Origin of the sequence: Actinoplanes sp. CA-131856, assembly GCF_050956135.1 — a bacterium.
Lineage (GTDB): Bacteria > Actinomycetota > Actinomycetes > Mycobacteriales > Micromonosporaceae > Actinoplanes.
The window spans coordinates 9,117,322-9,142,405 of sequence record NZ_CP191849.1 but is presented as its reverse complement, the minus strand read 5'-3'; the positions used below and the strand labels follow the sequence as shown (position 1 = coordinate 9,142,405).

The window sequence follows — 25,084 nt, the reverse complement described above, 5'->3', positions numbered from 1 at the left end:
GGAGGGCGTCTAGCTCGGCACCAAGCTCCTGTCGTCTATCCGTCTTTTCACGAGGGCGAACGGCACAAGCGAGACAGCCAGGTAGAGACCGCCCGCGATCAGCAGCGCCGCGCGCGGACCGGCCTGGTCGACGGCGAGGCCGCCCAGGAGTCCACCGAGGGGCACGCCGGCGAAACCGATGGCGACGGCCAGGCCGAGGACGCGGCCGCGCAGCTCGGGCGGGACGCGCTCGTAGCTCAGAGCCATCAGGATCGGGTTGACGGCGGCGACGGCGAGACCGGCGCCGAGAGCGACGGCGAGAACGGGCCAGAGACGGTCGGTCGTGGCGAGCGCGAAGAACCGGGGCGACCCGGCGAGCAGGAAGCAGACGGCGAAGGTGAGCACCCGCGGCAGCCGGGTGGCGAGGGCCGCGTAGATCAGCGAGCCGAGGACGGCGCCCAGCCCGAAGACGCCGCCGAGCAGACCGAGGACGGCCGGGCCGGCGCCGGTCTCCCGCACCCAGACCGGGACGAAGACGATGCTGTACGCCTGATCGGCCAGGTTGGTGAAGAAGAGGACAGCGACGATGACGGCGAACAGGCTGTCCCGCCGCAAAAAAGCGAAACCGGCAGCGAGGGAGGCCAGGTAGCTTTCCCGCGCTTCACCGGCTCTCTCCTCGCTGGTACGGACGCCGACGGCGATCGTCGCGGCGCACACGGCGAACGAGGCGGCGTCGATCGCGAGTACGGCGGCCGGGCCGAGGGCCGCGACCAGGAGACCGCCGAGCGGCAGGCCGACCAGGATGGCGGTCCGGCCGATGCCGTCGAAGAGCGTGGTGGCCCGGGCCATGGCGGTGCCGGCGGCGGCCTGGGGGAGAAGGGCGCGCTTGGCCGTGTTGGTGGCCCCGCCAAACGCGCCGGCCACGGCGACGATCGCCAGCAGCGGCCCGAACGACAGGAGGCCGAGCAGGTGCAGCAACGGAACCAGGGCGACGACGACGGCGCTGGCCGCGTCCGAGAAGATCGCGACCCGGCGGGCCCCGAGCCGGTCGACGAGCGGCCCGCCGAACATCCCGGCCAGCACGAACGGCAACGTCTGGGCGAGGGCGACGGCGCCGACCCGGGTCGCCGACCCGGTGGTGGTGAGCACCAGCCAGGGCACGGCCACACTGGACACGTGGCTGCCGGCCAGCGACACCGACTCGGCGACCAGCAGACTGGCCAGCGGCCGTCGCATCAGCTGTCGCTCAACGGCAGGATCTGCCACTGGACGGCCACGCGGTCGCCTTGTTCGCCGCCGCCGTACTCGGCTACCAGGGCGGACATGCGCTCCCGAAGCTCGGCGGCCCGGTCCGGGTCGAGCCGCAGGATGTCGGTGCCGAGGTAGAGCGCGTCCTGCCATGCGCGCGACACCGCCGGCAGGTTGGCGATGGCGGCCTCGGTGCGCTGGAAATCGGCTTGGGCCACGGCCCGCAGATAGCCCTCGGCCAGCTCCCACGACTTCCGGCCCTCCTCCGGCGTGAGCACGGTCCGCTGCTGAGCGGCCCGCCACCAGCGCTCCCGGGCGGTGCCACGCTCGGCGTCCTCGACCACGAACCCGTACTGCGAAAGCTGTCTCAGGTGATAGCTGGTGGCGCCGCTGGATTGCCCCAGCTGCTCACCCAGCCGCGAGGCGGTCGAGGGACCGCGCTCCCGGAGCAGGTTCAGCAGCCGCACCCGAAGCGGATGCGCCAGCCCGCGCAACGTCCGCGGATCGAGCGCGACGCTCTCGTCGTCGTCCATCATGAATGCAAAGCTATATTTGCAAAGCTTTCTTTGCAAGAGTGTTCTAGGCTGCGGATCATGAACTTGCCGGCCGCCCTCGATCACGGCGCTCCGCCCTTACCCGCGACGCTCCCGCCGGGCCGCGAGGTGATCGCCGCCGCCGGCGTGTGGGGCGATTACGGCTCCGTGATCGTCCTGCGCCGCGACGACGAGGAGGACAACGACCTGCTCGACGACGTGTACCTGCTGGCCCGATCGCCGGACGGCCGCTGGCCGGAACCGAGCGGCTTGATCACCCTGCCCGGTGTCATCCGCTCGGTCTCCGACGTGGCGTGGTTCAGAGGATTCGATGCCTCCAGAACCCTCCGCGGAACCAGGTCCTACTTGCCCTTGACCGACTCCGACCGCCGCGACGGCTGGCCCTCCGGGTCCTTCTGGGCAGAGCTCGACGATCGGTGATCCTCGCTTCTTCATCGGACGATCGCCAGCAAAGACGCGATCAGGCCGCAGCCGCGGATGCCGAGCGGAAGGAAGCGTGAGCGAGGCGGTCCGGCCCCGTCGTGCCCGGCATGCCGTGGGTCGCTTGCACGGCTCCCTAGCATCGGCGCGGTGGAGAAGATCTTACGGGCGGCGGGGCTCGAGTCTTATCGGGCGGAGCCGGTGCGTGTTCATGATGAGACCGTCGTCGTGGTTCGGCCTGAGGGTGATGCGCAGCGGCTGTTGCGTTCGGCGCGTGCTGCTCTTCCGGACCACAATCCGGTTCTGGTGCTTCACCGGGAGGCGGTTCTGGACCCGGACTTCCACCACGATCGCACGCCCGGCGACCTGATCGCCTGGGCTCGGAACGCCGATGTCGATGCCGAACTGGCTCGGCTGCCGGGGTTCAGCATCTGGGGGCGCGATCCGGAGACGCTCGGCACCGGCGATGAAGGCTATGACCTCGACGCCTACGACGTGGCGCATTTCGGGGAGCCGGAACTGCTTGTCATCCTGCCCCGGCCTGAGCCGTGGACGGCTTTCGCCTACCTGAATCCGTACGGCGTCTGGGGAACGCCGGGCGATCTGCTGCTGGCCGCCGCCCGTCGCTGGCATGAGCGGTACGGGGCCTCTCCCACCACGATCGGGCTCGCCAACGGCTTCACGGTGCCGCGGCCACCGTCCGGCCTGGCCGATGCCGAGGGGCTGGCGGTGGAACATGTGGCGATCGCCGGGCTGACCGCCGGGACCACCACGCGGGCCTACGCCCGAGCGCTCCTGGAGCTCGACCGGTGGTGCCTCTACGAACGTCCGTGAGGCCGGCTGGCGGTGCGCATGTGCCGGTGCCCGCGTTTGAGGACAGGACGGTCACCGGTTGCTTCGGCCGGGGGCGAAGTCTTCCGGGCCTAGCCTGCGGCCATGCGTGAGATTCTGTACGACCCGGCGTATGTCGTGCCCGCCGTGCCGCCTGGTGACTCGGGGGTGGCGTGGCTTCGGGCGTCGGTCGGGCGGTTCTGCGAGGGGCCGGACCATGTACGGCGGCGCGGGCTGGCCGAGGCGATCCTCGACGCCATTCCGCCGGAGTCGCTCACCGGGCGACGCGGGCATCCGGTGGCCGTTCTGGCCGCCGCCATGGGTGTGACCGATCCTGACGTTGCCCCGCTGGTCGAGGACGTGGCGCAGGCCTATCAGCCGGGCCACGGGGACGACGGCGTAGCCGATCCGGCCGTCGAGCGGCTTGTGGTGATCTTCGGTGGGCGGCGTGACGAGGGGACGGCGGCGCGGATCGGGGTGCTGGTTCAGGCCTGTACGGCGACCCTCGCGCTCATCGAGCGAGCCCGGCACCGGCCCGTTGAGGAGGTGCTGCGTGACGATCCGCCGGTGCCCTTCACGAAGCGCCGACGGATCGACACGGGGGAGATCGTGCTGGTCCCGCTGGCCGGGGAGACGGCCTTCGGGGCGGGACCGCGGCGCTGCCCGGGACGGGAGCACGCCCTGGCGCTGGTCAGGAACGCTGACGGGGTACGCAGATCTTGACGGCGGCCGGGGCGACCTTCGCGGTGAAGGTCTTCGTCTTCGTGCGGGCGCCTCCGTCGAGCTCGTACTCCATCTTGGATTTGAGTTTGACCTCGATCTGCCGGGCCCGGGTGGTGCGCACGAACGGGGAGCTGTCGCTGCGGCCGACCGCCATCGTGCCGAGGGCGCGGGCCCACTGGAGGGCGCCCTGAGCCGTGGCGACGCCGACGTCGAGCCAGCCGTCGTCCGGTTTCGCGTCGTCGAAGGCCTTGATGCCGCCGGTGATCTTGCTGACGTTGCCGATCAGGACGCAGCTGGCCTCGTCCTCGAACCAGTCGTTGCCGTCGATCTTGATCTGGGCCTGGGGCGCGGCGCCGTTGACGTGGCGGACGCCGGCCCAGACGTACGCGAGCTTGCCCAGTCTGTCCTTCATGTTGCGGTCGGCGTCGTTGATCATGGCACCGTCGAAGCCGACGCCGGCCATCACGCCGAAGTACTCGCCGTTCAGTTTGCCCAGGTCGATGCGGTGATGGTCGCCCTGAAGGGCGATCTCGACCGCCTGCTCGAGGTCGGCCGGAATGCCCAGGTTGGACGCGAGCAGGTTGCCCGTGCCGGCCGGCATGATGGCCAGCGGGATCTTGGCGCCGCCCTTCTCGCGGGCCAGCACGTCGATCGAGCGCTGCACCATGCCGTCGCCGCCCCACACCACCAGCAGGTCGGGCTTGGCCTTGATGACCTTGCGGACCTGTTCGGGCGCCTTCTTGCTCTTCGGCACCTCGCACCACAGCAGGTCCTCGACGCCGGTGTCGGTGAGGCGGCGGCGGAGCTCGTCCAGGCCGCCGCCGAGCGTCTTGCGCTGGTGAGCGACTACGGCGATTTTCCGGGGAGTGCGCATGGGCAGCGCACTACCCGTATCGATGGATTCGTAATCAGTTGACCGTCTCGCGCATGCGCTGCTCGGCGGCTGCGCTGCGGATGACCATGAGGCGCAGCTCGAGCTCGTCCGAGACCATCGAGGCGAGGTGCTCGAGAGCCTTGAGCTGGCGCGGGTTGGCCTCACGGGGCTTGTTGTCGATCACGTTGACGGTGCCGAGGCGGTAGCCGTCGTGGGTGCGGATCGGCGCGGCGGCGTAGAAACGCAGGCCCAGATCGCCCCGGACCAGCGGATGTTCGAGGGTGCGCGGGTCGACCGCGGCGTTGTTGATGACGTACACGTCGTCCTGGGCGATGACCGACGCGCACAGGCCGGGCTCGCGGCCGACCTGCCGGACGCCGCTGAGGCCCTGGCACGCGGCCAGCCACACCCGGTCCTGCTCGACCAGCGAGACGGTGGCGATCGGCGTGTCGAAGATGGCGCCCGCGACGAACGCGATCCGGTCGTACGCGTCCTCGACCGGCTGATCGACCAGCCGGTAGCGGCGGACGGCCTCGAGCCGGGCCTGCTCCTCGGGGTTGATGGTGTCCAGGTACTCGTAGGCGTTCGACGACACGGGACTGCTGCTCGTCATGGCTGCTCCTCGTAGGCGGCTACGGTGCCTGCGAGCCTAGAAAGGGCATCGGTGTCCCGCAATGCTCTCGGTGGGCGAATCGGCGTCACATCCTGTGAAGAGGCTGGGATGTCGCACAATCTGTCGGTCTCCGGGTAATGGTCGTGCGTGACACAACCAACCGCCGCCGTGATCGGGCAGCTCGCCCGCGACCTCGTATTGACCGTTGACGAACTCCCGGACGTCGGTTCCTCCGGCGCGGCGACCGCCCGGCGCGAGCAGCTGGGCGGCAAGGGCGCCAACCAGGCGGTCGCGCTGGCCCAGCTCGGCGTGCGGCCGTCGCTGGTCGCGGTGGCCGGTGACGACGTGATCGGCGACGTGCTGCTGGATCAGGCCCGGAAGGACGGCATTGACGTACGCCACGTGGTGCGCCGCCGCGGTGCCCTGACCGGCCTGATCGTGGAGATCCTCGAACCCGGGTCGCACTACCGCTACGTGGAGCACCTGCCGGAGGAGGTGCTGCTCACCGAGGGCGACGTGCGGGCGGCTCGGGACGTGATCGCGGGCGCCGACGCCGTACTCGTGCAGATGCAGCAGCCCTTCGAGGCCGCGCTGGCCGCCGCGCGGATCGGCCGCGAGGCCGGGAAGCTGGTCGTGCTCGACGGCGAGATCAGCGACAAGGCGATTCTGGAGTACGCCGACGTCGTGCGGGCCGATGAGAAAGAAGCGGCGGGGCTCGACGCGGGCATCCTGGCTGGCGGCCCGTCGTTGATCGCGCTGGCGAAGGAGGACGGCAATGTCCTCATCTGGAAGGACGGCCAGGTCAAGATCCCGCTGACCGGCGGCGAGCCGGTCGACACGACCGGTGGCGGCGACTCGTTCACCGCCGCGCTGACCGCGACCCTGCTGGCCGGCGGCTCCTACGAGGAGGCCGGCCGCCGGGCCACCGCCGCCTCCGGCGACACCGTCCGGCACGCCGGCGGACGACCGGACCTGCGCGATGTCTGAGATCGGAGCGGCCGAGCCGTGGGCCGTCCGCGAGACCGCCCTGCCCGGCGAGGACGGACTGCGCCAGGCCGAGTCGATCTTCGCGCTGGCCAACGGCCACATCGGCCTGCGGGGCAACCTCGACGAGCCGCACGCCGGCGGGATGCCCGGCACCTTCCTCAACTCGCTCTACGAGGAAAGGACCATCACCTATCCCGAGGCCGGGTACGCCTTCCCGGAGCGCACCGAGACGGTCGTGAACGCGCCCAACGCGAAACCGATCACGCTGCGGGTCGGCGACGAGCCGTTCGACGTACGGACCGGGACGCTGACCCGGCACGAACGGGTCCTCGATCTGCGGGCCGGCACGCTGACCCGCGAGGTCGAATGGACCTCACCCTCCGGCGTCGAGGTGCGGGTGCGCAGCGTACGGCTGGTCTCGTTCCCGCGCCCCTCGGTGACCGCCGTCCGCTACTCGGTGGAGGCCGGCGCGCCGCTGACCATCGAATCCGACCTGGTGGTCAACGAGGCCCTGCCGTCGGAGCGCGACGACCCGCGGGCCAGCGCGATCATCCCGGCGCCCTTCCGCGGCCTGTCCAGCGACCGCGACGTCCTGGTCCACCGCACCCGCCGCAGCGGCCTGCCGGTCGCCGCCGCGGTGATCCATACCGGTCATGAGGGCACCGTCGTGAGCTCGCGCGACCTCATCCGGTGGACGGCCACCGGGCACGGCGCGATCAGCTTCGACAAGTTCACGGCGTACCGCTGGAACGAGGACGACATCCGCGACCTGGCGCTGACGGACCGGGACGCCGCGGCCCGCGACGGCTTCGACACGCTGCTGGCCGAGCAGCGGGCCTATCTCGACGAGTTCTGGGACGGCGCCGACGTCGAGGTCGACGGCGACCCCGAGATCCAGCAGGCCGTGCGGTTCGGGCTCTTCCACGTGCTCCAGGCGGCGGCCCAGGCCGGCCCGCATCCCATCCCGGCCAAGGGCCTGACCGGCAACGGCTACGACGGGCACACCCTCTGGGACACCGAGACGTACGTGCTGCCCGTGCTGACGTACACCCATCCCGAATGCGCCGGAATGGCCCTGCGATGGCGGCACAGCACCCTCGACCAGGCACGCGCCCGGGCCCGTGAGCTGCGGCTGGACGGCGCGTCGTTCCCGTGGCGCACGATCAGCGGCCCCGAGTGCTCGGGCTATTGGCCGGCCGGCACGGCCGCCCTGCATGTCAACGCCGACATCGCCGACGCGGTCCTGCGCTATCACGCCGCCACCGGCGACGAGGAGTTCATGCGCTCGGCCGGCCGGGAGCTGCTCGAGGAGACGGCCCGCATGTGGAAGTCGGTCGTCTACTTCGACGAGCACAACGTCGGCCACATCGCCGGCGTCACCGGGCCCGACGAATACACGGCGCTGATGGACGACAACATCTACACGAACCTCATGGCGGAACAGAATCTGCGGGCGGCGGGCGCAGCCGTACAGCTGAATGTGCCTTTTGACGAGAAGCGCCGGGTCCACGATCAGTCGGCCGGGTTCACCCGCCTGCCGGCATGGGATTTTTCGGACGAGGAGTATCCGCTGATGCTCCATCACCACTACCTCAACCTCTACCGCAAACAGGTGATCAAGCAGGCCGATCTGGTGCTGGCCATGATGAAGCGCCCCGACGCGTTCACGCTCGACGAGAAGCGCCGCAACTTCGCGTATTACGAGGCCCGCACGGTCCGTGATTCGTCCCTGTCGGCCCCTGTGCAGTCAGTGCTGGCGGCCGAGTTGGGTCACTTGACGAGAGCACACGAATATCTGGCCGAGGCGGCGCTGCTCGACCTGCGGGGCAGCGGCGAGGCCGGCGGCGACGGCCTGCACATCGCGGCGTGCGCGGGAGCGTGGATCGCCCTGGTCATGGGCTTCGGCGGCTTGCGCGACCACGACAACTGCCTGTCGTTCGCCCCGCGCCTGCCGCCGAAGCTGAGCCGCTTGGCCTTCGGCCTGCGCTGGCGCGATTGCCGCCTGTCCGTCGTGGTCACTCCGGGTTCGGTGACGTACGCCGCCCGGCACGCCCCCGTCGACTTCCATCATCAGGGCAAGGAGGTGCACCTGGCCGCCGGCCAGGAGAGGACGTTCCCTCTGGACCCGGTCGAGGACGTGCCGGCCCCGGCGACCCCGCGCCCCCCTCGTACGATCCCCGCATGACGGTGTGGGTGGCCTTGTTGCGGGCGGTGAACCTGGGCGCCCGCAACAAGGTCCCCATGGCCGAGCTCCGAGCCGAACTGGAGGCGGCGGGCCTGCCCGGGGCCCGAACCCACTTGCAGAGCGGAAACGTGCTGGTCCGCTCCGACCTGGACGTGGGCCCGATCATCGGCAAGGTCCTGCGCGAGCGTTTCGCCCTGAACGAGCCGGCGATGGTCCGCAGCCGGTCCCGCCTGGCCGAGATCATCGCCGCCAACCCGTTCCCCGAGGCGGCCGCCGCCCGCCCGACGTTCCTGAGGGTGGTGTTCCTGGCCGACCACCCAGCAGCGGACCTGGGCAAGACCCACGACGACGTACGCCTGAACGGCCGCGAGGTCTACATCGACTACAGGGACCGCGTGCACGGCAACCCGGTGAACGCCGCCACGATCACCCGCCGCTTGGGCCTGCACGGCACCGAACGCAACTGGTCCACCATCACGAAGCTGGCCGAGATCGCGGCTCTCCTGTAGCCCGGGCACCGTGCCGTCCACGAAGCGCCGAGGCACCCGCCGCGCGCGGCTGCCCTCGACATCGACGCCCGCAATCCCGTTGACCATCGGCGCCACCTCTCGCCACCTCTCGCCACCAGAAGTCAGCGGTCGGCCGCTCGCCGCGTCCGCGGCATGTGAATGCGGACTGGATCGCATGATGGATCCGCATGCCGGCTCGATCGATGTGGCACATTTTTCTCTTACCGTTCCGCGGGATTTCGCGGGAGAATAACTCATGCGCCAGATACGGGGTCAGATGCAATTTTTCAGCCACACCCAGATAGCTCAATGGCGCGACCCCACCCGGCGCCGTAACTACTCCGCCAGTGCGGAAGAATTCCGTCGCGCTCATCACGAGCGCCGGCAATACGGATTGATCCAACGCCATACCCGCAAATGGCGCAGCTTGCACGGTGACGCCCCGATGCCACCCCTGGCGCCGCCCCGCCCCTACCGGCCGCGTCACCGCCCTACCCCGACCACCCCGGCCGCGCCAGACCCGGTCGGCCCGGCTGCCGTCGGACCGATCGACCCGACCGCCCCACTCCCGATCACGCCAGTTCCGGCCGCGCCGGCTTTACCCGTCCCGGCTTCACCCGTCCCAGGCCTGGCCGCGCCAGCTCCACCCGCCCCAGCTTTACCCACCCCGGTCCTGGCCGCGGCGGATCTGCGCGCTCCGGTCCTGGCCGCGCCGGATCTGCGCGCTCCGGTCCTGGCCGCGCCGGATTTGCCGGCTCCGGTCCTGGCCGCGCCGGGTTTGCCCGCTCCGGTGCTGGCCGCGAGGGGTTTGCCCGTCCCGGTGCTGGCCGCGCCGGCTCCACCCGCCCCGGGCTTACCCACCCCGGTCCTGGCTGCGCCGGATCTGCGCGCTCCGGTCCTGGCCGCGCCGGATTTATCCGATCCGGTCCTGGCCGCGAAGGGTTTGCTCGTCCCGGTGTTGGCCGCGCGGGGTTTGCCCGCTCCGGTGCTGGCCGCGCCGGATCTGCCCGCCCAGGGCCCGGCCGCGCGGGGTTTGCCCGTCCCGGTCCTGGCCGCGCCGGATCTGCCCGCCCAGGGGACCGGCCGCGCTGGATCTGCCTGTTCACGACTCGGTCGGCGTTGGCACTGCCGAACCCGGTTCGATCAGCCCGGCGCGTCGGGCCATGTCCACTCGAGACCCTCGAGCCCGGTGGCGGCGATCAAGACCGCCTCCACTGCACCGCCGGTCAGACCGCTTATCGACAAGGCCTTCAGTGCGCCGACCACGACGCCGGCGCCCGGATCACTTCGGCGGATCCTCGACCGCACGCTCTGCCGCGCCCCACGCAACACCAGGCACTGCCCAACCCCGCCGGACCACGGTCGCCGGGCACAACTAAAACAGATTAATAGCACTCGCCGTGGTCATTGTCCAGCCGTTGTGAAAGCATTCGGGGGCGACTCGAAGAAGCCGCCGTAGTGCACTGCTCGATAGGTATTGCCGCAAATGCCGAATCGATGGCGGCGTTGAAACTCGCGAACCAAGAAGGCGCCGCTACCGGACACGCACCTTGCACGGCGCTGCCTGCTTTTACACCGGACGCCCGTTGTTGGTGGGCGGGGTGCGGGGGAGTTCGACGTGCATTGTTGTGCCTGGGCGGCCGTTCGGTGGGCTGATCGTGATGGTGCCGTGGTGGCGGTCGGCTATCAGCTTGGCGATGGGCAAGCCCAGGCCGGCGCCGGGGATGGCCATCTCGGTGGCTACCGCGCCTCGGTAGAAGCGGTCGAAGACGTGGGGGCGCTCGTGGGCTGGGATGCCCAAGCCGGTGTCCGTGACGTCGACTGTCGCGGTTGTTTCGGCTCCGGTCAGCGCGATGCTCACTGCTCCGCCGTTCGGGGTGTAGGTGATGGCGTTGTCCAGCAAGGCGGTCACCAACTGGGTCAGGCGGCTGGGGTCGCCTCTCAGGGGCAGGTTGGGTGGTGCCATTCGGGTGATGGTGATGTTCTTGGCTCGGGCCTGGTCTTCTACCGCGCTTGCCGCCTCTGTGAGGACGCTGACCAGGTCGATGTCGGTTAGTTCGAGGGGGGTGCGGCCGGCGTCCAGAGCCGACAGGTCCAGCAGTGCCTCGACCAGGCGGCGCAGTCTTTCGCCGCCTCGGCGGGCTCCGTCGATCATGGGGTGGAGGTCGGAGGCGGGGGCGTCCGGTTCGGCGTCGGCCAGCACGTCCAGGTAGGACAGGATGATGGTCAGCGGGGTGCGCAGCTCGTGGCCCACGAGGTTCAGATATTCGTCCTTGGCGCGGCTCAGCATCTGTTGCAGGTGCTCGTTGTGGCGGGCCTCGGTGATGTCGTGGAAGACGGCCACGGCGCCGAGGCGGCGGCCCTGCCGGTTGGTGATCGGGTGGGCGTTGACCCGCACCAGGCGGCGGCCGTCGCGGGTGCGCAGGGCGAACTCGGTTCCCCGCACCTCGGTGCCGTGCAGCGCCCGGCGCAGGGGCATCTGGGTCCGGTCGACCGGGTCGCCGTTCGGCGTCGTGATCGGCAGCCACGCCGCCCACTTGTCCAGGTCGGTGACCTCGTCCGGCAGGGCTAGACGTTCCCGCAGGGAGCGGTTCACGACCGCCAGGCGGCCTTCGGCGTCGCAGGCGGCGACACCCGTGTCGAGGCTGTCCAGCATCGTGTCCAGATAGAGGCGCTGCTGATGTTCGGCCTCGTGGGCGCGCTGCTCGCCCACGAACGCCGCGCACGCCTGCGCGCCGTTGTCGACCGCGGTCAGCTCGTCCGGCTGCCACTGCCTCGTCCGGTAGTCCATGACCGCGCAGACCCCGACGGTTGCTCCGGACGGATCGCGGACGGGGAATCCGGCGTACGCCCGAATGCCCACGGCCCGCACCGGCGCCTCGGCCGGGACCCGGTCGTCGGCCGCCACGTCGCTGATCACCAGGGGCACGCCGGTCCGCAGGACCAGCCCGGCCAGGGTGGAGGACGTCGGCACCTCCTGCAACGGCTCGAAGCCGGGCGGCAGGTTGTGCCCGCCGATCAGCCGCAGGTTGCGGCCCTCGGCCAGGTGGATCATCGCGCAGACGGCCCGCGCTCCCGCCTCCGTGAGCGCGGCCAGCCGGTCCGCCGCCACCCGCGACATGCCGCCGGGCGCCATCTCCATGACGGGCGCCGGTTCGTCGGGCGGACGCGACTCCATCCCCTCAGTGTCGCGTCCGCCGCACCCTCATGTGCCCGGAAAGGGCGATCGTCGCCTGATCAGAGCGGCTGGTGGGGCCGGTGATCCGATGCTTGTCGCATGTTCAAATTGGCTCCGTGGCCCTGGACCGCGGCCGGGCTGCTCACGGTCGGCGTCCTTCTGGACCTGCGAGCCTGGACCTGGGCCTGGAACGAGGTGGGCCCGGCCCTCCACCAGCATTTCCTGCTGGTCCTGTTCGCCGTGCCGGCGGTGCTCCTGATCGTGGGGCCGCTGCTCCTCCAGCGCTGGTCGGTCCGCCGGGCGATCCGCGCCGGGGCGGTCATCACCGGTCCGCGCTGGCCGTGGCTGCTCAGCTATCCGGGCGTGGGGATCGCGGCCGCGAGCGTGGCCGCGATCGGCGTGCTGGCCCTGCTGTGGATGATGAAAGTGGCCGGTGACGAGCCGAAACTGCAGATCGAGGCCATCAAGTACGGGCTGGGGCTGTTCGCCGCGGGCGGAGCCGTGGCCGCGCTGCTGCTCGCGCTGCGCCGCCAGCGCCACCTGGAGCTGGCCCAGGCCCACACCGAGCTGGACGCGACCGAGCGCCGCTTCACCGACCTCTACACCAAGGCGGTCGAACAGCTGGGTTCGGCCGAGGCGGCCGTACGTCTCGGAGGTCTCTACGCCCTCGAAAGGGCGGCCCAGAACGACGTGGAGCAGCGGCAGACCATCGTGAACGTCCTGTGTGCCTATCTGCGCATGCCGTACGCCTTCCCCGATGAGGGCCGCGAGGCGAGGCTGGAGCTCCAGGTCCGGTTGACCGCGCAGTGGATCATCTCGACCCATGTCGTCTGCCCCGGCCCGGCGATTCCGGAGATCCTCCGGTTCTTCCGGCCGGACCGGCGGGAACGGTTCTGGCCCCACCTCGACCTCGATCTCACCGGGGCGACCCTCATCGATTGGGTCGCACGGGAGGGGCAGCTCGGGCGGGCGCAGTTCGACGATGCCGTGTTCTTCGGTACGGCCGACTTCAGTGGGGTGACCTTCTCCGGAGAGGCCCGTTTCGGTGGGGCGGAGTTCCACGGAGCCGCCACGTTCGACAGGGCGGTCTTCTACGGCGACGTCCGGTTCGGCGACGCGACGTTCGGCAGTCCGCCGACCTTCAGCGGGGCCGGCGCGGAGCCGCGCGAGGACCGTGACGACGTCTGGCCGGCCGGGTGGTGCCTGGAGCCGGACGGTTCAGTGGCGGAGGTGCTCGACGTAGGTCATGGCCACCGTGAGGACGACCGGGACGGCTAGGAGCCACCACATGCCGTACGCGAAACCCAGCACCACCGCGACCGGAACGCCCAGGGCGAGCGTCAGACAGCCGGAGAGGAAGAGCGGGGGTGGGGTGTCGTCATCGTCGGGGTTCGGCGACGCGGGCGGCAGCTCCGGATGGGGCAGCGGGAGGTCGGCGAAGATCCGCGACAGCTCGGAGCGGGTGCGGGCCTGCCGGGCGGCCTCGACGCGGCGTTCGTACTCCGGCGGGTCGAGGCGCTTCTCGGCCAGATGCTCCTCCAGCGCCTCCCGGGCCGAGTCGCGCTCGGGCGTGCCGATCAGCAGGTCGGGTGCCGGCTCTGACGTCACCCGCTCAGGGTAGACAGATTCTCCGTGGTCATCGATCGACGGCGGTCAGGGGCTGGGCCGCGGAGAAGGCGACGCTGAGCAGGCCCGCCCTCGTGCGCACCTGGTATCGGGTGCGGCCCCGCTTCTCGACGGTGCCGGTCAGGCCGGCGTACTTGCCGGCGCCGGTCAGGCGGACCCGGGCGCCGATGGCCACCGGGGCCGGGGTGGGCTCGGGGCGGTGGTCGCTCAGGCGGGCCAGTTCGGCGATGTAGCGGGGATCCATGTCGGCCGGGCGGCCGTGGTGGGTCCAGGTGTAGCGGGCTTCGAGATCGAAGCGGGGCGAGCACTTCGGGCACGAGCGGACCCGGATGGGGCGGCGGTGCGCGGTCGTGCGGTGGCCGGCCGGGCAGGTGCCGACCCAGGCGCCGTCGACCTGGGGCGCGTCGGCGGGCAGGCAGCGGCCGCCGGTGTAGCCGATGCGCCGGGCGGTCGCGCGCCACACCCGGTCGTGCCCGTGCCCGGAGCCGGCCAGGGCGTGCGCGATCTCGTGCAGCATGGTGTCGGTGACCTGCTCGGGCGAGTACAGGCTGATCAGCGGCCGGGACAGGGTGATCTCGCGGCGGTCCGAGCGGCAGGCCCCGGCCCGGGTCTTGGCGTTGTCGAAGAGCAGTCGCCAGCCGGTGAGCTTGTGCCGGGCCATGAGGGTGGTGGCGAGGTCACGCGCCTGATGGAGGTCCAATGTCGATACTCCGTGCGACTTGCGAGGGGTGGGTCAGCGGGTCAGGGCGGTGGCCTTGATCAAGGCGCGGTGCAGGAAGCGGGCGTCGCCGAGCATGGTGCGCAGGCGGCGTTCCAGGCCGGCGATGGGCACGAGGTTCTGCGGGGCCCGGGGATCCTTGTAGGAGGCCGAGGCGAAGCGCGGCAGGGTGGCGCCCGAGATGTCGGCCAGCTCGATGGCCTCCTCGGCGGTGAGGTCGGGGGAGCACTCCACGCGGACGATGCCGGACCAGGGTGCGCCCGAGCCGCCGGGCAGGCGGAGATACCAGGACCAGCCGCCCCACACCGTGCCCAGGTGGAAGACGGGGGTGCGCTGGCCGGGGCGCAGCGAGGTCACGACCGGCGTGAGGGCGCCCGGCAGGTACTGCTTCTGCTGCGTCTTCACGTAACCGATCGTGCGGGGCAGCTGGCGGCGGTTGCGCAGCGGGCCGTCCACGACCAGCAGGTCGGCGCCGTCGGAGCCGACCGCGCGGGCCTCCGACGAGATGTCGATCTCGAGGGCGGTCAGCGACGGTTGCACGGCCGACGGCAGTTTCGAGGCCTCGCCCGCGCCCTCGATGCGGTGGACGGTGTAGCGGACCGTGCCGGCCTGGACGTCCGACGCGGTCGGGCTGGCCGTGAACAGACCCCGGCCGACCTTGGCCCCGACCAGCTCGGCCTGGCCCCGGGCGAGGTCGCAGCGGACCACGCCGGCCGCGTAGGAGGCGGCCAGGCCCGCGTACGACGTGCCGTCCTCCTCGGCCGTCCACAAGCCGGCGTCGTTGCGGCGCACGCCGTCGACCAGGAAGACGACATCGGGTCGGCGCACCGCGGGGGACACGTCGATGGGAGCCCACTCGGCGGCGGGGATCTCCACGTCGGTGTCGACCTGGGCGCTGCTGGGCGACGCCGGGCCCTCGCCACCGTCGGCGCCCTCATAGGAGGCGCCGTACGACGGGTCCCACGCGTCCACGAACATCCTGGTCAAAGGCCAACCCTCTCCACATGGGCGGTACGCGCGTCCTTGCGCACCTCGAACCGGACCGGCACCCGCTCGGCGAGCGCGGTGACGTGGGTGACGACACCGACCATGCGGTCGCCGCGGGCGGCGAGATTTTCCAGCGTCGCCGCGACCACGTCGAGGGTGGCCGCGTCGAGCGTGCCGAACCCCTCGTCGAGCACGATCGACTCGAGGCTGGCGGCGGTGGTCGACATGCCCGCGAGCTGCTCCGACAGGGCGAGCGCGAGGGCCAGCGAGGCCTGGAACGTCTCGCCGCCGGACAGCGTGCGCACGCCGCGGCGCAGACCGGCGTCGTGGTGGTCGACGACGAAGAACTCGCCCTTGTCGTGGATCAGGTCGTACTGCCCGCCGGTCAGCTCGCGCAGGATCCGCGAGGCGCCGCCGACGAGCAGGTCGAGCGCCTCTTCGAGCAGCCAGCGCTCGAAGTTGTTGGCCCGCAGGTGCCCGGCCAGCGCCTTGGCGACCCGGCTCTCGCGCTGAAGGGTCATGCGCTGCTCGGTCAGCTCCGCTGCCGAAGCGCGCCGGTCGTCGAGCCGCTTCCACGCCGCCTCGGCCCGCTCCGCCGCCACCGCCGCCGCCCGGATGAGGTCGGCTTCGGAAATAGAGGAAAAGTCGGAAATGTGCGCCGAGGAGGGGTGAGAGCCGCCCGAGGGGGAGGGGTGCCGCGTGGAAGGCGTGCCGGCGGCGGACGAGCGCGACGGCGCCGGCCCTCCCGCCGTGGACGGGCGCGACGGCGCCGGCACGCCCGCTGCCACGAACAAATCCGAAATGTCGGAGATGGTGGAGAGGGTGTCGCGATGGGCGGCGGCGACGGCCTCGTCGGCCTCGGTGCGGGCCGCACGCCGTGCGAGCACCAGGTCGGCGGCCCAGGCGACCAGGGTCGACCATGCGCCGGCCAGGTCGTCGCGGTCGGCTGGGGGTGGGGAGAAGCGGGCCACGCCGTCGCGGACGACGTCGAACTCGCGCCATGCCGTGCGCTGCTGTTCCTCGGCGGCGACCACGGCCGCCTGCGCCTTGCGATGGGCCACGCGCGTTGTCCGTACGGACGAAGCCGCCTGATCGAGCTGTTTCTGGAGCCGGGCCAACTCGTCGAGCCGGCGCTGGAGGGCCTCGACGCCGGGCGACTCGGCCACCGCCGTGCGGGCCTCGGCCAGGCGTGACAGGTGGTGCTCGTACTGCGCGCGCTTGCGTTCGAGGTTGCTCTCCAGCTTGCGTGCGACCGCGTCCCGCTGCTTCCAGGCCTGCTCGGCCGCCTCGGCGGCGGCCCGCGCGGCCTTGCCCGCGGCCTCGGCCGCCCGCACCGCCGACCCCTCGGGCACAGCCGGGACGGTCGTCACCGTCTGCTCACACACCGGGCAGTGGTCGCCCACCGCGAGATGCGCCCGCAGCGCGGCCGCCCGGTCCGTGCGCTGGGCCTCCGTGTAGTCGAGGCGGGCCTGTTCGAGCAACTGGGCCGCGCCCAGGTGCTCACTGTGCGCCAGCTCCAGCGCCGCCACCGCGTCCTTGTGCTCGACGTCGGCCACCGACACCTCGCCCGCGAACCACTCCTCCTGCCCGATCAGCCGCTGCAACTCGGCGTGCCGGTCGAGCATCAGGCTCAGCGAGCCCGCGTCGCCGGCCGCGGCCAGCTCACCCCGTACCTTCTCTTCCTTTTCCTCGGCCGCGCGCACCTCGTCCGCGGCCTCGGCGGCGGTCGCCCTCGCCGCGGCCGTCACGCCCGCGGTTTCCACGCTTGAGGCAGGTGTACGCACGGAGCCCAGCTGCCGCAGTTCCGCGTCGAGCTCGTCCCGCTTCGCGGCGGCGGCCGCCTCGGCCGCCCGCTTGTCGCGCAACCCGGGCACGGCCTGCTCGACCGCTGTGGTGAGCTCGCGCATGCGTACGAGATGGGCCTGTGCCTCGTCGACCGCCTCGTCCGTGGCGTCGGCCAGGCCGGCCAGATTTTGATCGACCACGGCCAGCTTGCCCTCGGCCGTCTGCGCGCGGCCGGTCGCCTTGGTCTGGACCTCCTCGTAGACGTGCAGGCCGAGCAGGTTGACCAGGATCTGCTGGCGGGTGGCCGGCTTGGCGTGCAGGAAGTCGGCGAACTGGCCCTGCGGCAGCACGACACAGCTGGTGAACTGCTCGAACGGCAGGCCGACGGCGTGCAGCACGGCCTCGTCCATCTCGGCCGGGGTGCCGGCCAGCACCTCGCCCAGGTCGTCGAGGTCCATGCCGGTGTCGAGCTTGGTGACGTCGAAGCCGGGCGGCATGAGCTGGAGGCCGGCCCCGGCGGTCTTGACGTTGCCCCGGCCGTCGCGCCGGACCACCCGGGTCGCCACGTAGCGGTCGCCGGCCGACTCGAAGACCAGGCGCACGCGGGCCTCGGTGGCCGAGGGGGAGAGCGCGTTGACGATGCCGCGCGCGCCGCCCCAGCGCGGGACCGTGCCGTAGAGGGCGAACGTGATCGCGTCGAGCACCGTCGACTTGCCCGAGCCGGTCGGCCCGACCAGCGCGAAGTAGTCGGCGTCGGTGAAGTCCACGGTGGTCTCGTCCCGGAACACCGTGAACCCAGCCATGTCGAGCCGTATGGGCCTCATTTGTTCGTGCTCACCTCGTCGTACAGCTCGTCGAACAGCTCGCGGACGCCGTCCTCGGCGTTGTCCTTGCTGTCCAGGTAGTCGCCGAAGAGCTCACGCGGCGACCGGCCGGCCCGCTGCGCCATCCGCTCTCCCGTCCGGTCCGGCATCATCTCGGGGTCGATGCGCACCTCGAGAGCGTTCGGCAGCAGCTCCTGCACGTCCTCGCGCAGACCGACCCGCGGCTTCTCGCGCACCAGAACACGGAGCCAGGCGTCCGGAAGGTTCACCGTCGCCAGCTGTTCGAGGGTGCCCCGCACGGTGCGCAGGGCGATGGCCGAGGAGATCGGCACGTCACGGACCCGGGCCGCCCGGTCGACGCCGACCTCGACGACGGCGACCGACGGGATGTTCTCCTCCTCGCCGAAGTCGATGGCCAGCGGGCTGCCGCTGTACCGGGTCGGGCACGGGGCGATGACCTGCTGCGAGCGGTGCAGGTGGCCCAGCGCGACGTAGTGGGTGTTCTGCGGGAAGACGGTCGCGGGCACGGCGTAGCCCATGACCGTGTGCGCCTCGCGCTCACCGCCACCGGTGGTGGCCCCGAAGATCGTCAGATGGGCGGTCAGCAGGTTGATCACGCCAGGATCGGAGAACCGCTCGCTGAGCTTGGCGATCAAACGGCCGAGATGATCGGCGTACGTCTGAGAGGCCTCGGCCGCCGTCAATTCGTACATCTCCGCCGCGCGGATCGCGTAGCGCTGCGACAGGAACGGCAGCGCGACCAGCTGCCAGCGCTCGCCCTCCTCGGTCTGGCCGGTGATCAGCAGGTCCTCGGGGTTGGACAGCACCGAGCCGCGCAGCTCGATGCCGGCCGCGTCGGCCCACGGGCGCAGCGCGTCGAGCGCGGCCCCGTTGTCGTGGTTGCCGCCGATCGCCACCACCCGCGCCCCGGTCTTGCGCAGGGCCGAGAGGGCCCGCGTGACCACCCGGGTCGCGTCGGCCGTCGGGGCCGCGGTGTCGTAGAGATCACCCGCGATGATCACCAGATCGGGCCGCTCGGCCCGGGCGATCTCGACGACCTGGGCCAGCACGCGGATGTGCTCCTCGTGCCGGTTACGGCCCTTGAGTACCTTCCCGACGTGCCAGTCGGAGGTGTGCAGGATGCGCATCGGTGAACCCTAGAACGGGATGTCGTCGTCTTGCGAACCGCCGCGGCCGCCGACGACGGCGAACGGGTCGGCGCCCTGGACGATCGACTTCATGGTGGACGAGGGGGGTGGCCCGGACTCGGACTTGCGGGTGGCCCAGGCCGGGAACGGGAACTCCACGCAGAGCGGGACCGGGATGTCGGGCTGGTTGACGAACATCGTGCCGGGGCGGGCCAGCAGGGCGCGCTGGCGCATGGCGGGCGGCAGGAAGCCGTACTCGGGGCGGGCCGCCTCGGCCGGGTCGAGCCGGCCGACCACCCGGATGGCCGAGTTGGTCACGATGCGCCGCTCGACCTCGCTGGCCGTCTGCTGAGCGCCGATCAGGATGACACCGAGCGAGCGGCCGCGCTCGGCGATGTCGAGCAGCACCTCCTTGATCGGCGAGGTGCCCTCGCGCGGCGCGTATTTGTTCAGCTCGTCGAGGACGACGAACAGCAGCGGACGGCCGGTGCCCGACTTCTCCTTCTCCTCGAACTCGGTCTTGAGCGTCACACCGACCACGAACCGCTGCGCGCGGTCGGGCAGGTTGTGCAGGTCGACCACGGTGACCTGGGCCGACTCGGCGGTCTTGATCTGGTGCGGGCGGCGCTGGGCCAGGTCGCCGCGGATCAACCGGGACAGGTCGCGCTTGCTGCCGATCAGGCGGCGGGCGAACGCGTTGACGGTGCCCATGTTCACCGCGCTGCCGGCCCAGATCGACCGGGTGTCGTCGTCGGTGAGCTGCTCGACGATGTGGTCGACGAGGTCGCCGTACGACCCGATCCGCCGGCCGTCGATGCTGATGCCGCCCTCGGCCGGCACGGCGTGGCGGTGCAGGTGGGCGGTGACCGAGTGGACGACCATCGTGTACTGCTGGCGCTCGTCGTCGGCGTCGGCGAAGACGTACGGCAACAGGCGGGCCGAGCAGAACTCCTCAAGCGTCCAGTAGAACGCGTCGACGCCGGTGAGGCGGCTGCTGACGTCGGGTGCCCCGGAGGAGTCGCCTGCTCGTGGGGGCGCGTACACGCGTACATCGGGGAAGGGGTTGGCCGGCAGCTCGAGGAGCTTGTAGGCGGCCCGGGTGCTCTCGTCGAGCTTGGTGTTGGGGTGATCGAGGAAGAGCAGGTCCTCGCCCTTGACGTTGAAGATCAGGGCCCGGGCGTTGGCGCCGTCGGCCCCCAGCTGGCCCGAGCGGAAGACCGAGTAGAGCAGGAAGGTCGCGAAGCTGGTCTTGGTGGCCACGCCGGAGATGCCGGAGATGGACACGTGGGCGCCGCGGGTGCCGTCGAGGAAGTCGGCGTTGAGGAAGACCGGGACGCCGTCGCGGCCGGTGCCCATCGGGATGCGCCGCTCCATGCGGTCGAAGTGCAGCGCGGCGTCGCGGGCCTCGCCCTCGGCCCGGTGCACGACGGCGCCGGGTGAGGGCGGCACGTAGAGCTCGGGGTCGACACGGGTCGTGGTGATCTCGGCCGCTTCCTGGACCATCGCGGGCAGGGTGCCGTCGGCGATGGCGAAGACGTCGGAGTCGAACTGGGCGCCCTCGTGGCGGGCGCGGACCTGGGTCACCACGCCGGCGATCGTGACCGGCTCGCGGTCGGGCAGCTCGCGCTTGGTGACGACGACGTCGTCGAGCTGGAGATAGCTGCCGGGGGTCACGGCCGTCCAGAACTGCAGCGGGGTGGCATCGGCTGTACCTAGAACCCGCCCGACGGGGGAAGTTTCGTCAGACACGTCGATCATCGTGCACCAGGGGTACGACAAAAGACGTACGCGGTGTCGGTTGGCACGCGTTGTCCACAACTTCTGGTGCTCATACACAGAGTTATCCACAAGATCTTGCTCGTACGAGGGAGGCGCGCCCATCTTCGATACGGTTGCGCGGTGACACTCACTGGGCGCGTCCATGTCGTCGCGGGCGGCACGGGCCGGGCCGGCACCGTCGTCGTGCAGGAATTGATCTCCCGGGGCGCTGTGGTTGCCGTGCCCTCGCGTCGCCCTGACCGGCTCGCCCGTCTGCAGGCGAAGATCCAGTCGGATCGACTGCACGGCTACGTCGGCGACATTTCGGATTTAACGGACTCGTCGCGGCTGGTGGAGGAGATCGTCGCGGCGCTCGGGCCGCTCGACGCGGTGGTGGCGTCGCTGGGGGAGTGGTGGGAGGGGGTGCCGCTCACTGGGCTCGACCCCGCCGTCTGGCAGAGGATTATTTCGGACAATTTGACCAGCCACTTCATGGTGGCGCGGGCGTTCCTGCCGGCGCTGGCCGACCGGGCCGACTCGGTCTATCTGTCGCTCGGGGGCATCGCGTCGGTGCTGGCGGTGGCGGGGTCGGGGCCGATCTCGGTGACCGGGGCGGCGCAGGCCATGATGATGCGGGTGCTTTCCGCGGAGGCCGAGGGCAAGGCCGTACGGCTGCATGAAGTGGACGTTTACACGCCGATCGTCACCGAGGACTGGGACGGTGGAGAGATCGAGCCGGGCTGGTTGACCGGGCGCGATGTCGGGGCCTTCGTGGCCGACGCGCTGACGCCCGGATTCAAGGGTGGGCTCTTCCTGCCGATCCCCGAGGACACCACGTTCCGGCGCAACGAGGCCTAGGGTCCCGGCGTGCCGGTGGCCGGCGGGGTCGGCTCGGGTGGGCGATGCTGGCAGTCGCACCACGAACCGCCGCGGCACTTGTCGTGCTGCTTCTCGCGACACGCGGGGCAGATCACGTCCTGACCATACGCCGGGCTATTGACGATCGGGACACGGTCGCGCAACCGGTGCGAAATGCCGAGTTGGCACGATGTACTCCGAAGGGGCGGCATCGCTGTGCCGCCCTAAGACGGGAGGAGTTGCATGTTGCTGCGGGTACGAGTCACCCTGCCGGACCGTCCCGGTGCCCTCGGCCAGGTCGCGCGCACGCTGGGCGTCGCCGGCGCGGACATCGTCCAGGTCGTCGTGCTCGAGCGACTCGGCGGCCGCGCCGTCGACGACTTCACCGTCGTCTGGCCCGGCGCCTCCCGTGTGGAACGCCTCCTGGCCGGTCTCGCCGCCATCCCGGGCGTGCAGGTCGACGGCGTCTGGAAGGCGATCGGCGCCCCCGTCAACGGCGGGCACGACGCCGAGCTGCTGGCCCAGGTCGCGGCCAACCCGGCCGACGGGCTGGCCACTCTGGTCGACGCCGTGCCGGGCCTGCTCGCCGCCGACTGGGCCGCGGCCGCTGTCGTACCGTCGGACTGGGCCTCCCGGACGGGGGCTCCGGCCGTGACGTACGCGAGCTGGCGCGCTCCCTCCCCGCTGCAGCTCCCCGAAGTCACGCCGCTGCGGGCCCGCCCGCTCACCGGCGCCGACAACACCAAATACGCGGTGGCCCCGTTCGGCCGCGACGGCCTGGTGCTCGTGGTGGCCCGCTCCGACGACGACGAGCTGCCCGCCGCCGCCTTCCACGTGACCGAGGTCGACCGGGTGGCCCAGCTGGTCCGCGCGGCCGCCGTCATCCTGGGTGACCGGCTGAGCACACCGAGCCTTCCCGCGGTGGCAAACCCCATGTGATGGGACTCGCACCCAAATCCCAGCTCAAGCAATGTCCGGTTAACACCTGCGGGGCAGTATTGGCGTTGGTACAGCTGACGTGAGTCGCCGAGAGGAGTGCCGGACATGGCGCTGTGGCGGATCCGGGCAACGGTCGACGACCGGCCGGGCTACCTGTCCGTTCTGACCGCGAGCCTTGCTCTGCGGTCGGTCAACATTCTGGCCGTGCAGGTGCACACCACCGAGGCCGGCGCGGTCGACGACTTCCTGGTCGACGCGCCCGACTCGATGACCGAGACCGAGCTGCTCACCGCGATCGCCAAAGGCCGCGGCCGCAACGCCTTCGTGGCCCGGGCCGAGGCGCAGGGCCTGGCCGACCAGCCGACCCGGGCGCTGGCCCTGGCCGGCCGGCTGGTGCACGAGCCCGACACGCTGGGCGAGACCCTGGTCGCGCTGCTCGACGCGACCGAGGTGCGCTGGCGTCCCGAGCCGCTGAGCGGCGGCCCCGGTCACGACGCCGAGCGGATGCGGCTGGCCGACCCGGACGGCGGCTCCCTCGAGGTGCTGCGCGCGGCCCCGGCCTTCACCCCGGCCGAATACGCGAGGGCGCAGGCCCTGGTCGAGCTGTCCGGCGCGATGCTGCGCCGCCGCCGCGAACAGGCCACCCTGCTGCTGCCCGACGGGGCCGAGCTGACCGTACGGCTGGCCACCGCCGACGACCTCGACGGCGTCCGCGGCCTGCACGAGCGCAGCTCGGCGGCCACGATCCAGCGCCGCTACCTGGGTGGGGGCGGCCCGAGCGGGGCCCGCCTGCGCCGCCTGCTCGAACCGTCCGGCGCCGGCCGCACGCTGCTGGCCCTCGCGGGCGACCGCGTGGTGGCGATGGCCAACCTGCTCACCGAGGGCGACCTGGGCGAGGTGGCGATCCTGATCGAGGACGGGTGGCAGCGCCGGGGCATCGGCACGGCCCTGCTGCGCCGCCTGCTGGCCCACGCCGAGCGCGTCGACATCGCGGCCGTCGTGGCCCACGCCGCCGCCGACAACGTCGCCATGCTCCGCACGCTTCGCCGCCTGGGCGCCGGCCCGGCCGAGCGCGACGGCGCGATGGTCAGCGTCACCCTTGCCGTCCCGGTCGAGAAGCCGGTGGGCGAGCAGTCCCCGGTGATCTCCTAGGAGACGCGGGCGCCGTGCTCGACGCAGGTGGCTGTCCAGCCGGTGGGCACCACCTGCACCTTCATGCGGCGGCGGCACTCGGCGCAGTAACGCGGCGGCTCCAGGGCCCGCGCCCGCTCGCAGGCGGCGTGATCGCCCTGGGCGGCGGGCTCGCCGCAACGGTCGCAGAACATCAGAGCGTCGCCGACAGGGCCTTGACCGGCATCTTCAGGTCGGCCAGCAGGGCGAGGTCCTCGGTGGCCGGGCGGCCCAGGGTGGTCAGGTAGTTGCCGACGATCACCGCGTTGATGCCCCCGAGCAGGCCGTCGCGCGTGCCCAGGTCGCCGAGGGTGATCTCCCGGCCGCCCGCGTAGCGCAGGATGGTGCGGGGCATCGCCAGGCGGAAGGCGGCGATGGCGCGCAACGCGTCCTTGCCCTCGACCACCGGCTGATCGCCCAGAGGCGTACCCGGACGGGGGTTGAGGAAGTTCATCGGCACTTCGTGCGGGTCGAGCTCGGCCAGCTGGGCCGCGAACTCGGCCCGCTGCTCGATCGACTCGCCGAGACCGAGGATGCCGCCGCAGCAGACCTCCATGCCGGACTCGCGCACCATCGTGAGGGTGCTCCAGCGCTCCTCCCAGGAGTGGGTGGTCACCACGTTCGGGAAGAAGGAGCGGCAGGTCTCGAGGTTGTGGTTGTAGCGGTGCACGCCCATCTCGACCAGCTGATCGACCTGCTCGCGGGTGAGCATGCCGAGGCTGGCCGCGACCTGGATGTCGACCGCCTCGCGGATCGCCTTGACGCCCTCGCGCATCTGGTCCATCAGGCGCTTGTCGGGCCCGCGCACGGCGGCGACGATGCAGAACTCGGTGGCCCCGGTGGCGGCGGTCTGCCGGGCCGCCTCGACCAGCGACGGGATGTCGAGCCAGACCGAGCGCACGGGCGAGGCGAACAGCCCCGACTGCGAGCAGAAGTGGCAGTCCTCCGGGCAGCCGCCGGTCTTCAGCGAGACGATGCCCTCGACCTCGACCTCGGGACCACACCATTTCGTACGCACGTCGTGAGCGAGCTGGAGAAGCTCGGGCAGGTCGCCGTCACCGAGGCGCAGCACCTCGAGAATCTGCGCCTCGCCGAGGCCGGCTCCGCCGGCGAGTACCTGGGCACGGGCCTTCTCGAGGATCTCGGGCATGCCCGTACCCTACAGACCTT

The 25,084-nt window shown here is 71.4% G+C and carries 23 protein-coding genes; 10 read left to right on the top strand and 13 right to left on the bottom strand.

Annotated features, from left to right (window positions below):
• Positions 1-9: 9 nt before the first annotated feature.
• Positions 10-1,215, bottom strand: coding sequence for an MFS transporter (locus ACQP2X_RS41795; RefSeq protein WP_498691412.1), 1,206 nt, complete (start codon positions 1,213-1,215; stop codon positions 10-12).
• Positions 1,215-1,763, bottom strand: a complete 549-nt coding sequence (locus ACQP2X_RS41790; protein WP_498691411.1) for a helix-turn-helix domain-containing protein — start codon at positions 1,761-1,763, stop codon at positions 1,215-1,217. Before ACQP2X_RS41790 ends, ACQP2X_RS41795 begins: the two co-directional genes overlap by 1 nt.
• 57 nt (positions 1,764-1,820) lie before the next feature.
• Between ACQP2X_RS41790 and ACQP2X_RS41785 the strand changes: the two genes are divergently transcribed.
• From ACQP2X_RS41785 to ACQP2X_RS41775, 3 genes are all read left to right on the top strand, one after another.
• Positions 1,821-2,201, top strand: coding sequence for a hypothetical protein (locus ACQP2X_RS41785; RefSeq protein WP_498691410.1), 381 nt, complete (start codon positions 1,821-1,823; stop codon positions 2,199-2,201).
• A 150-nt stretch (positions 2,202-2,351) separates the two neighbouring features.
• A complete protein-coding gene (locus ACQP2X_RS41780; protein ID WP_498691407.1) occupies positions 2,352-3,035 on the top strand; it encodes a DUF4253 domain-containing protein in 684 nt (227 codons plus the stop codon).
• A gap of 102 nt (positions 3,036-3,137) precedes the next feature.
• A complete protein-coding gene (locus ACQP2X_RS41775; protein ID WP_498691405.1) occupies positions 3,138-3,755 on the top strand; it encodes a hypothetical protein in 618 nt (205 codons plus the stop codon).
• Here the strand turns inward: ACQP2X_RS41775 and ACQP2X_RS41770 are convergent.
• Both ACQP2X_RS41770 and ACQP2X_RS41765 read right to left on the bottom strand, forming a co-directional pair.
• On the bottom strand, positions 3,724-4,629 hold the full coding sequence (locus ACQP2X_RS41770; protein ID WP_498691403.1) for a diacylglycerol/lipid kinase family protein: 906 nt from the start codon (positions 4,627-4,629) through the stop codon (positions 3,724-3,726). The two genes, ACQP2X_RS41775 and ACQP2X_RS41770, sit on opposite strands and share 32 nt — an antisense overlap.
• A gap of 34 nt (positions 4,630-4,663) precedes the next feature.
• Positions 4,664-5,242: a GAF domain-containing protein gene (locus ACQP2X_RS41765; protein ID WP_498691401.1), complete on the bottom strand. Its 579-nt coding sequence runs from the start codon at positions 5,240-5,242 to the stop codon at positions 4,664-4,666.
• A gap of 147 nt (positions 5,243-5,389) precedes the next feature.
• Here ACQP2X_RS41765 and ACQP2X_RS41760 point away from each other — a divergent pair, with 147 nt between their 5' ends.
• Genes ACQP2X_RS41760 through ACQP2X_RS41750 form a run of 3 tightly spaced genes read left to right on the top strand, consistent with a single transcriptional unit; the run spans position 5,390 to position 8,923 of the window.
• Positions 5,390-6,229, top strand: coding sequence for a PfkB family carbohydrate kinase (locus ACQP2X_RS41760; protein WP_498691397.1), 840 nt, complete (start codon positions 5,390-5,392; stop codon positions 6,227-6,229).
• Positions 6,222-8,414: a glycoside hydrolase family 65 protein gene (locus ACQP2X_RS41755; RefSeq protein WP_498691396.1), complete on the top strand. Its 2,193-nt coding sequence runs from the start codon at positions 6,222-6,224 to the stop codon at positions 8,412-8,414. The genes ACQP2X_RS41760 and ACQP2X_RS41755 overlap by 8 nt, the downstream gene beginning before the upstream one ends.
• On the top strand, positions 8,411-8,923 hold the full coding sequence (locus ACQP2X_RS41750) for a DUF1697 domain-containing protein (RefSeq protein ID WP_498691394.1): 513 nt from the start codon (positions 8,411-8,413) through the stop codon (positions 8,921-8,923). The genes ACQP2X_RS41755 and ACQP2X_RS41750 overlap by 4 nt, the downstream gene beginning before the upstream one ends.
• 1,570 nt (positions 8,924-10,493) lie before the next feature.
• Here ACQP2X_RS41750 and ACQP2X_RS41745 read toward each other — a convergent pair.
• Positions 10,494-12,101, bottom strand: coding sequence for an ATP-binding protein (locus ACQP2X_RS41745; protein ID WP_498691393.1), 1,608 nt, complete (start codon positions 12,099-12,101; stop codon positions 10,494-10,496).
• Positions 12,102-12,200: 99 nt separating this feature from the next.
• Here ACQP2X_RS41745 and ACQP2X_RS41740 point away from each other — a divergent pair, with 99 nt between their 5' ends.
• Entirely contained in the window at positions 12,201-13,379 is a 1,179-nt protein-coding gene (locus ACQP2X_RS41740) for a pentapeptide repeat-containing protein (RefSeq protein WP_498691392.1), read from the top strand.
• Here the strand turns inward: ACQP2X_RS41740 and ACQP2X_RS41735 are convergent.
• From ACQP2X_RS41735 to ACQP2X_RS41710, 6 genes are read right to left on the bottom strand one after another with little or no spacing between them, the layout of a single operon-like run.
• Positions 13,320-13,709 carry a DUF1707 SHOCT-like domain-containing protein gene (locus ACQP2X_RS41735; protein ID WP_498691389.1) on the bottom strand — a complete coding sequence of 130 codons (390 nt, stop codon included), beginning with the start codon at positions 13,707-13,709 and terminating at the stop codon, positions 13,320-13,322. The two genes, ACQP2X_RS41740 and ACQP2X_RS41735, sit on opposite strands and share 60 nt — an antisense overlap.
• A gap of 28 nt (positions 13,710-13,737) precedes the next feature.
• Positions 13,738-14,427, bottom strand: a complete 690-nt coding sequence (locus ACQP2X_RS41730) for a SprT-like domain-containing protein (protein WP_498691387.1) — start codon at positions 14,425-14,427, stop codon at positions 13,738-13,740.
• A 33-nt stretch (positions 14,428-14,460) separates the two neighbouring features.
• Positions 14,461-15,432 (bottom strand): hypothetical protein, encoded by a 972-nt coding sequence (locus tag ACQP2X_RS41725; RefSeq protein ID WP_498691386.1) that lies wholly within the window; start codon positions 15,430-15,432, stop codon positions 14,461-14,463.
• Complete coding sequence (locus tag ACQP2X_RS41720) at positions 15,429-18,020, bottom strand: AAA family ATPase (protein WP_498701189.1); 2,592 nt, start codon at positions 18,018-18,020, stop codon at positions 15,429-15,431. The genes ACQP2X_RS41725 and ACQP2X_RS41720 overlap by 4 nt, the downstream gene beginning before the upstream one ends.
• A 17-nt stretch (positions 18,021-18,037) precedes the next feature.
• On the bottom strand, positions 18,038-19,189 hold the full coding sequence (locus ACQP2X_RS41715) for an exonuclease SbcCD subunit D (protein WP_498691385.1): 1,152 nt from the start codon (positions 19,187-19,189) through the stop codon (positions 18,038-18,040).
• A 9-nt stretch (positions 19,190-19,198) separates the two neighbouring features.
• Entirely contained in the window at positions 19,199-20,947 is a 1,749-nt protein-coding gene (locus ACQP2X_RS41710; RefSeq protein WP_498691383.1) for an ATP-binding protein, read from the bottom strand.
• Between the two features lie 141 nt (positions 20,948-21,088).
• Between ACQP2X_RS41710 and ACQP2X_RS41705 the strand changes: the two genes are divergently transcribed.
• From ACQP2X_RS41705 to ACQP2X_RS41695, 3 genes are all read left to right on the top strand, one after another.
• A complete protein-coding gene (locus ACQP2X_RS41705) occupies positions 21,089-21,805 on the top strand; it encodes an SDR family oxidoreductase (protein WP_498691382.1) in 717 nt (238 codons plus the stop codon).
• A gap of 243 nt (positions 21,806-22,048) precedes the next feature.
• A complete protein-coding gene (locus ACQP2X_RS41700) occupies positions 22,049-22,744 on the top strand; it encodes an ACT domain-containing protein (RefSeq protein WP_498691380.1) in 696 nt (231 codons plus the stop codon).
• 105 nt (positions 22,745-22,849) lie between these two features.
• Positions 22,850-23,896 (top strand): GNAT family N-acetyltransferase, encoded by a 1,047-nt coding sequence (locus ACQP2X_RS41695; RefSeq protein WP_498691377.1) that lies wholly within the window; start codon positions 22,850-22,852, stop codon positions 23,894-23,896.
• Here the strand turns inward: ACQP2X_RS41695 and bsaP are convergent.
• Both bsaP and bioB read right to left on the bottom strand, forming a co-directional pair.
• Positions 23,893-24,069 (bottom strand): biotin synthase auxiliary protein BsaP, encoded by a 177-nt coding sequence (gene bsaP, locus ACQP2X_RS41690; protein ID WP_498691376.1) that lies wholly within the window; start codon positions 24,067-24,069, stop codon positions 23,893-23,895. The two genes, ACQP2X_RS41695 and bsaP, sit on opposite strands and share 4 nt — an antisense overlap.
• Positions 24,069-25,064, bottom strand: coding sequence for a biotin synthase BioB (gene bioB / locus ACQP2X_RS41685; protein ID WP_498691374.1), 996 nt, complete (start codon positions 25,062-25,064; stop codon positions 24,069-24,071). The genes bsaP and bioB overlap by 1 nt, the downstream gene beginning before the upstream one ends.
• Positions 25,065-25,084: the final 20 nt, after the last annotated feature.

Excerpts from the sequence above, each read along its gene's own strand:
- ACQP2X_RS41795 (WP_498691412.1), bottom strand. The coding sequence starts at position 1,215 with ATGCGACGGCCGCTGGCCAGTCTGCTGGTCGCCGAGTCGGTGTCGCTG.
- ACQP2X_RS41790 (WP_498691411.1), bottom strand. The coding sequence starts at position 1,763 with ATGATGGACGACGACGAGAGCGTCGCGCTCGATCCGCGGACGTTGCGC.
- ACQP2X_RS41785 (WP_498691410.1), top strand. The coding sequence starts at position 1,821 with ATGAACTTGCCGGCCGCCCTCGATCACGGCGCTCCGCCCTTACCCGCG.
- ACQP2X_RS41775 (WP_498691405.1), top strand. The coding sequence starts at position 3,138 with ATGCGTGAGATTCTGTACGACCCGGCGTATGTCGTGCCCGCCGTGCCG.
- ACQP2X_RS41770 (WP_498691403.1), bottom strand. The coding sequence starts at position 4,629 with ATGCGCACTCCCCGGAAAATCGCCGTAGTCGCTCACCAGCGCAAGACG.
- ACQP2X_RS41765 (WP_498691401.1), bottom strand. The coding sequence starts at position 5,242 with ATGACGAGCAGCAGTCCCGTGTCGTCGAACGCCTACGAGTACCTGGAC.
- ACQP2X_RS41755 (WP_498691396.1), top strand. The coding sequence starts at position 6,222 with ATGTCTGAGATCGGAGCGGCCGAGCCGTGGGCCGTCCGCGAGACCGCC.
- ACQP2X_RS41750 (WP_498691394.1), top strand. The coding sequence starts at position 8,411 with ATGACGGTGTGGGTGGCCTTGTTGCGGGCGGTGAACCTGGGCGCCCGC.
- ACQP2X_RS41745 (WP_498691393.1), bottom strand. The coding sequence starts at position 12,101 with ATGGAGTCGCGTCCGCCCGACGAACCGGCGCCCGTCATGGAGATGGCG.
- ACQP2X_RS41740 (WP_498691392.1), top strand. The coding sequence starts at position 12,201 with ATGTTCAAATTGGCTCCGTGGCCCTGGACCGCGGCCGGGCTGCTCACG.
- ACQP2X_RS41720 (WP_498701189.1), bottom strand. The coding sequence starts at position 18,020 with ATGGCTGGGTTCACGGTGTTCCGGGACGAGACCACCGTGGACTTCACC.
- ACQP2X_RS41715 (WP_498691385.1), bottom strand. The coding sequence starts at position 19,189 with ATGCGCATCCTGCACACCTCCGACTGGCACGTCGGGAAGGTACTCAAG.
- ACQP2X_RS41710 (WP_498691383.1), bottom strand. The coding sequence starts at position 20,947 with ATGATCGACGTGTCTGACGAAACTTCCCCCGTCGGGCGGGTTCTAGGT.
- ACQP2X_RS41700 (WP_498691380.1), top strand. The coding sequence starts at position 22,049 with ATGTTGCTGCGGGTACGAGTCACCCTGCCGGACCGTCCCGGTGCCCTC.
- ACQP2X_RS41695 (WP_498691377.1), top strand. The coding sequence starts at position 22,850 with ATGGCGCTGTGGCGGATCCGGGCAACGGTCGACGACCGGCCGGGCTAC.
- bsaP (WP_498691376.1), bottom strand. The coding sequence starts at position 24,069 with ATGTTCTGCGACCGTTGCGGCGAGCCCGCCGCCCAGGGCGATCACGCC.
- bioB (WP_498691374.1), bottom strand. The coding sequence starts at position 25,064 with ATGCCCGAGATCCTCGAGAAGGCCCGTGCCCAGGTACTCGCCGGCGGA.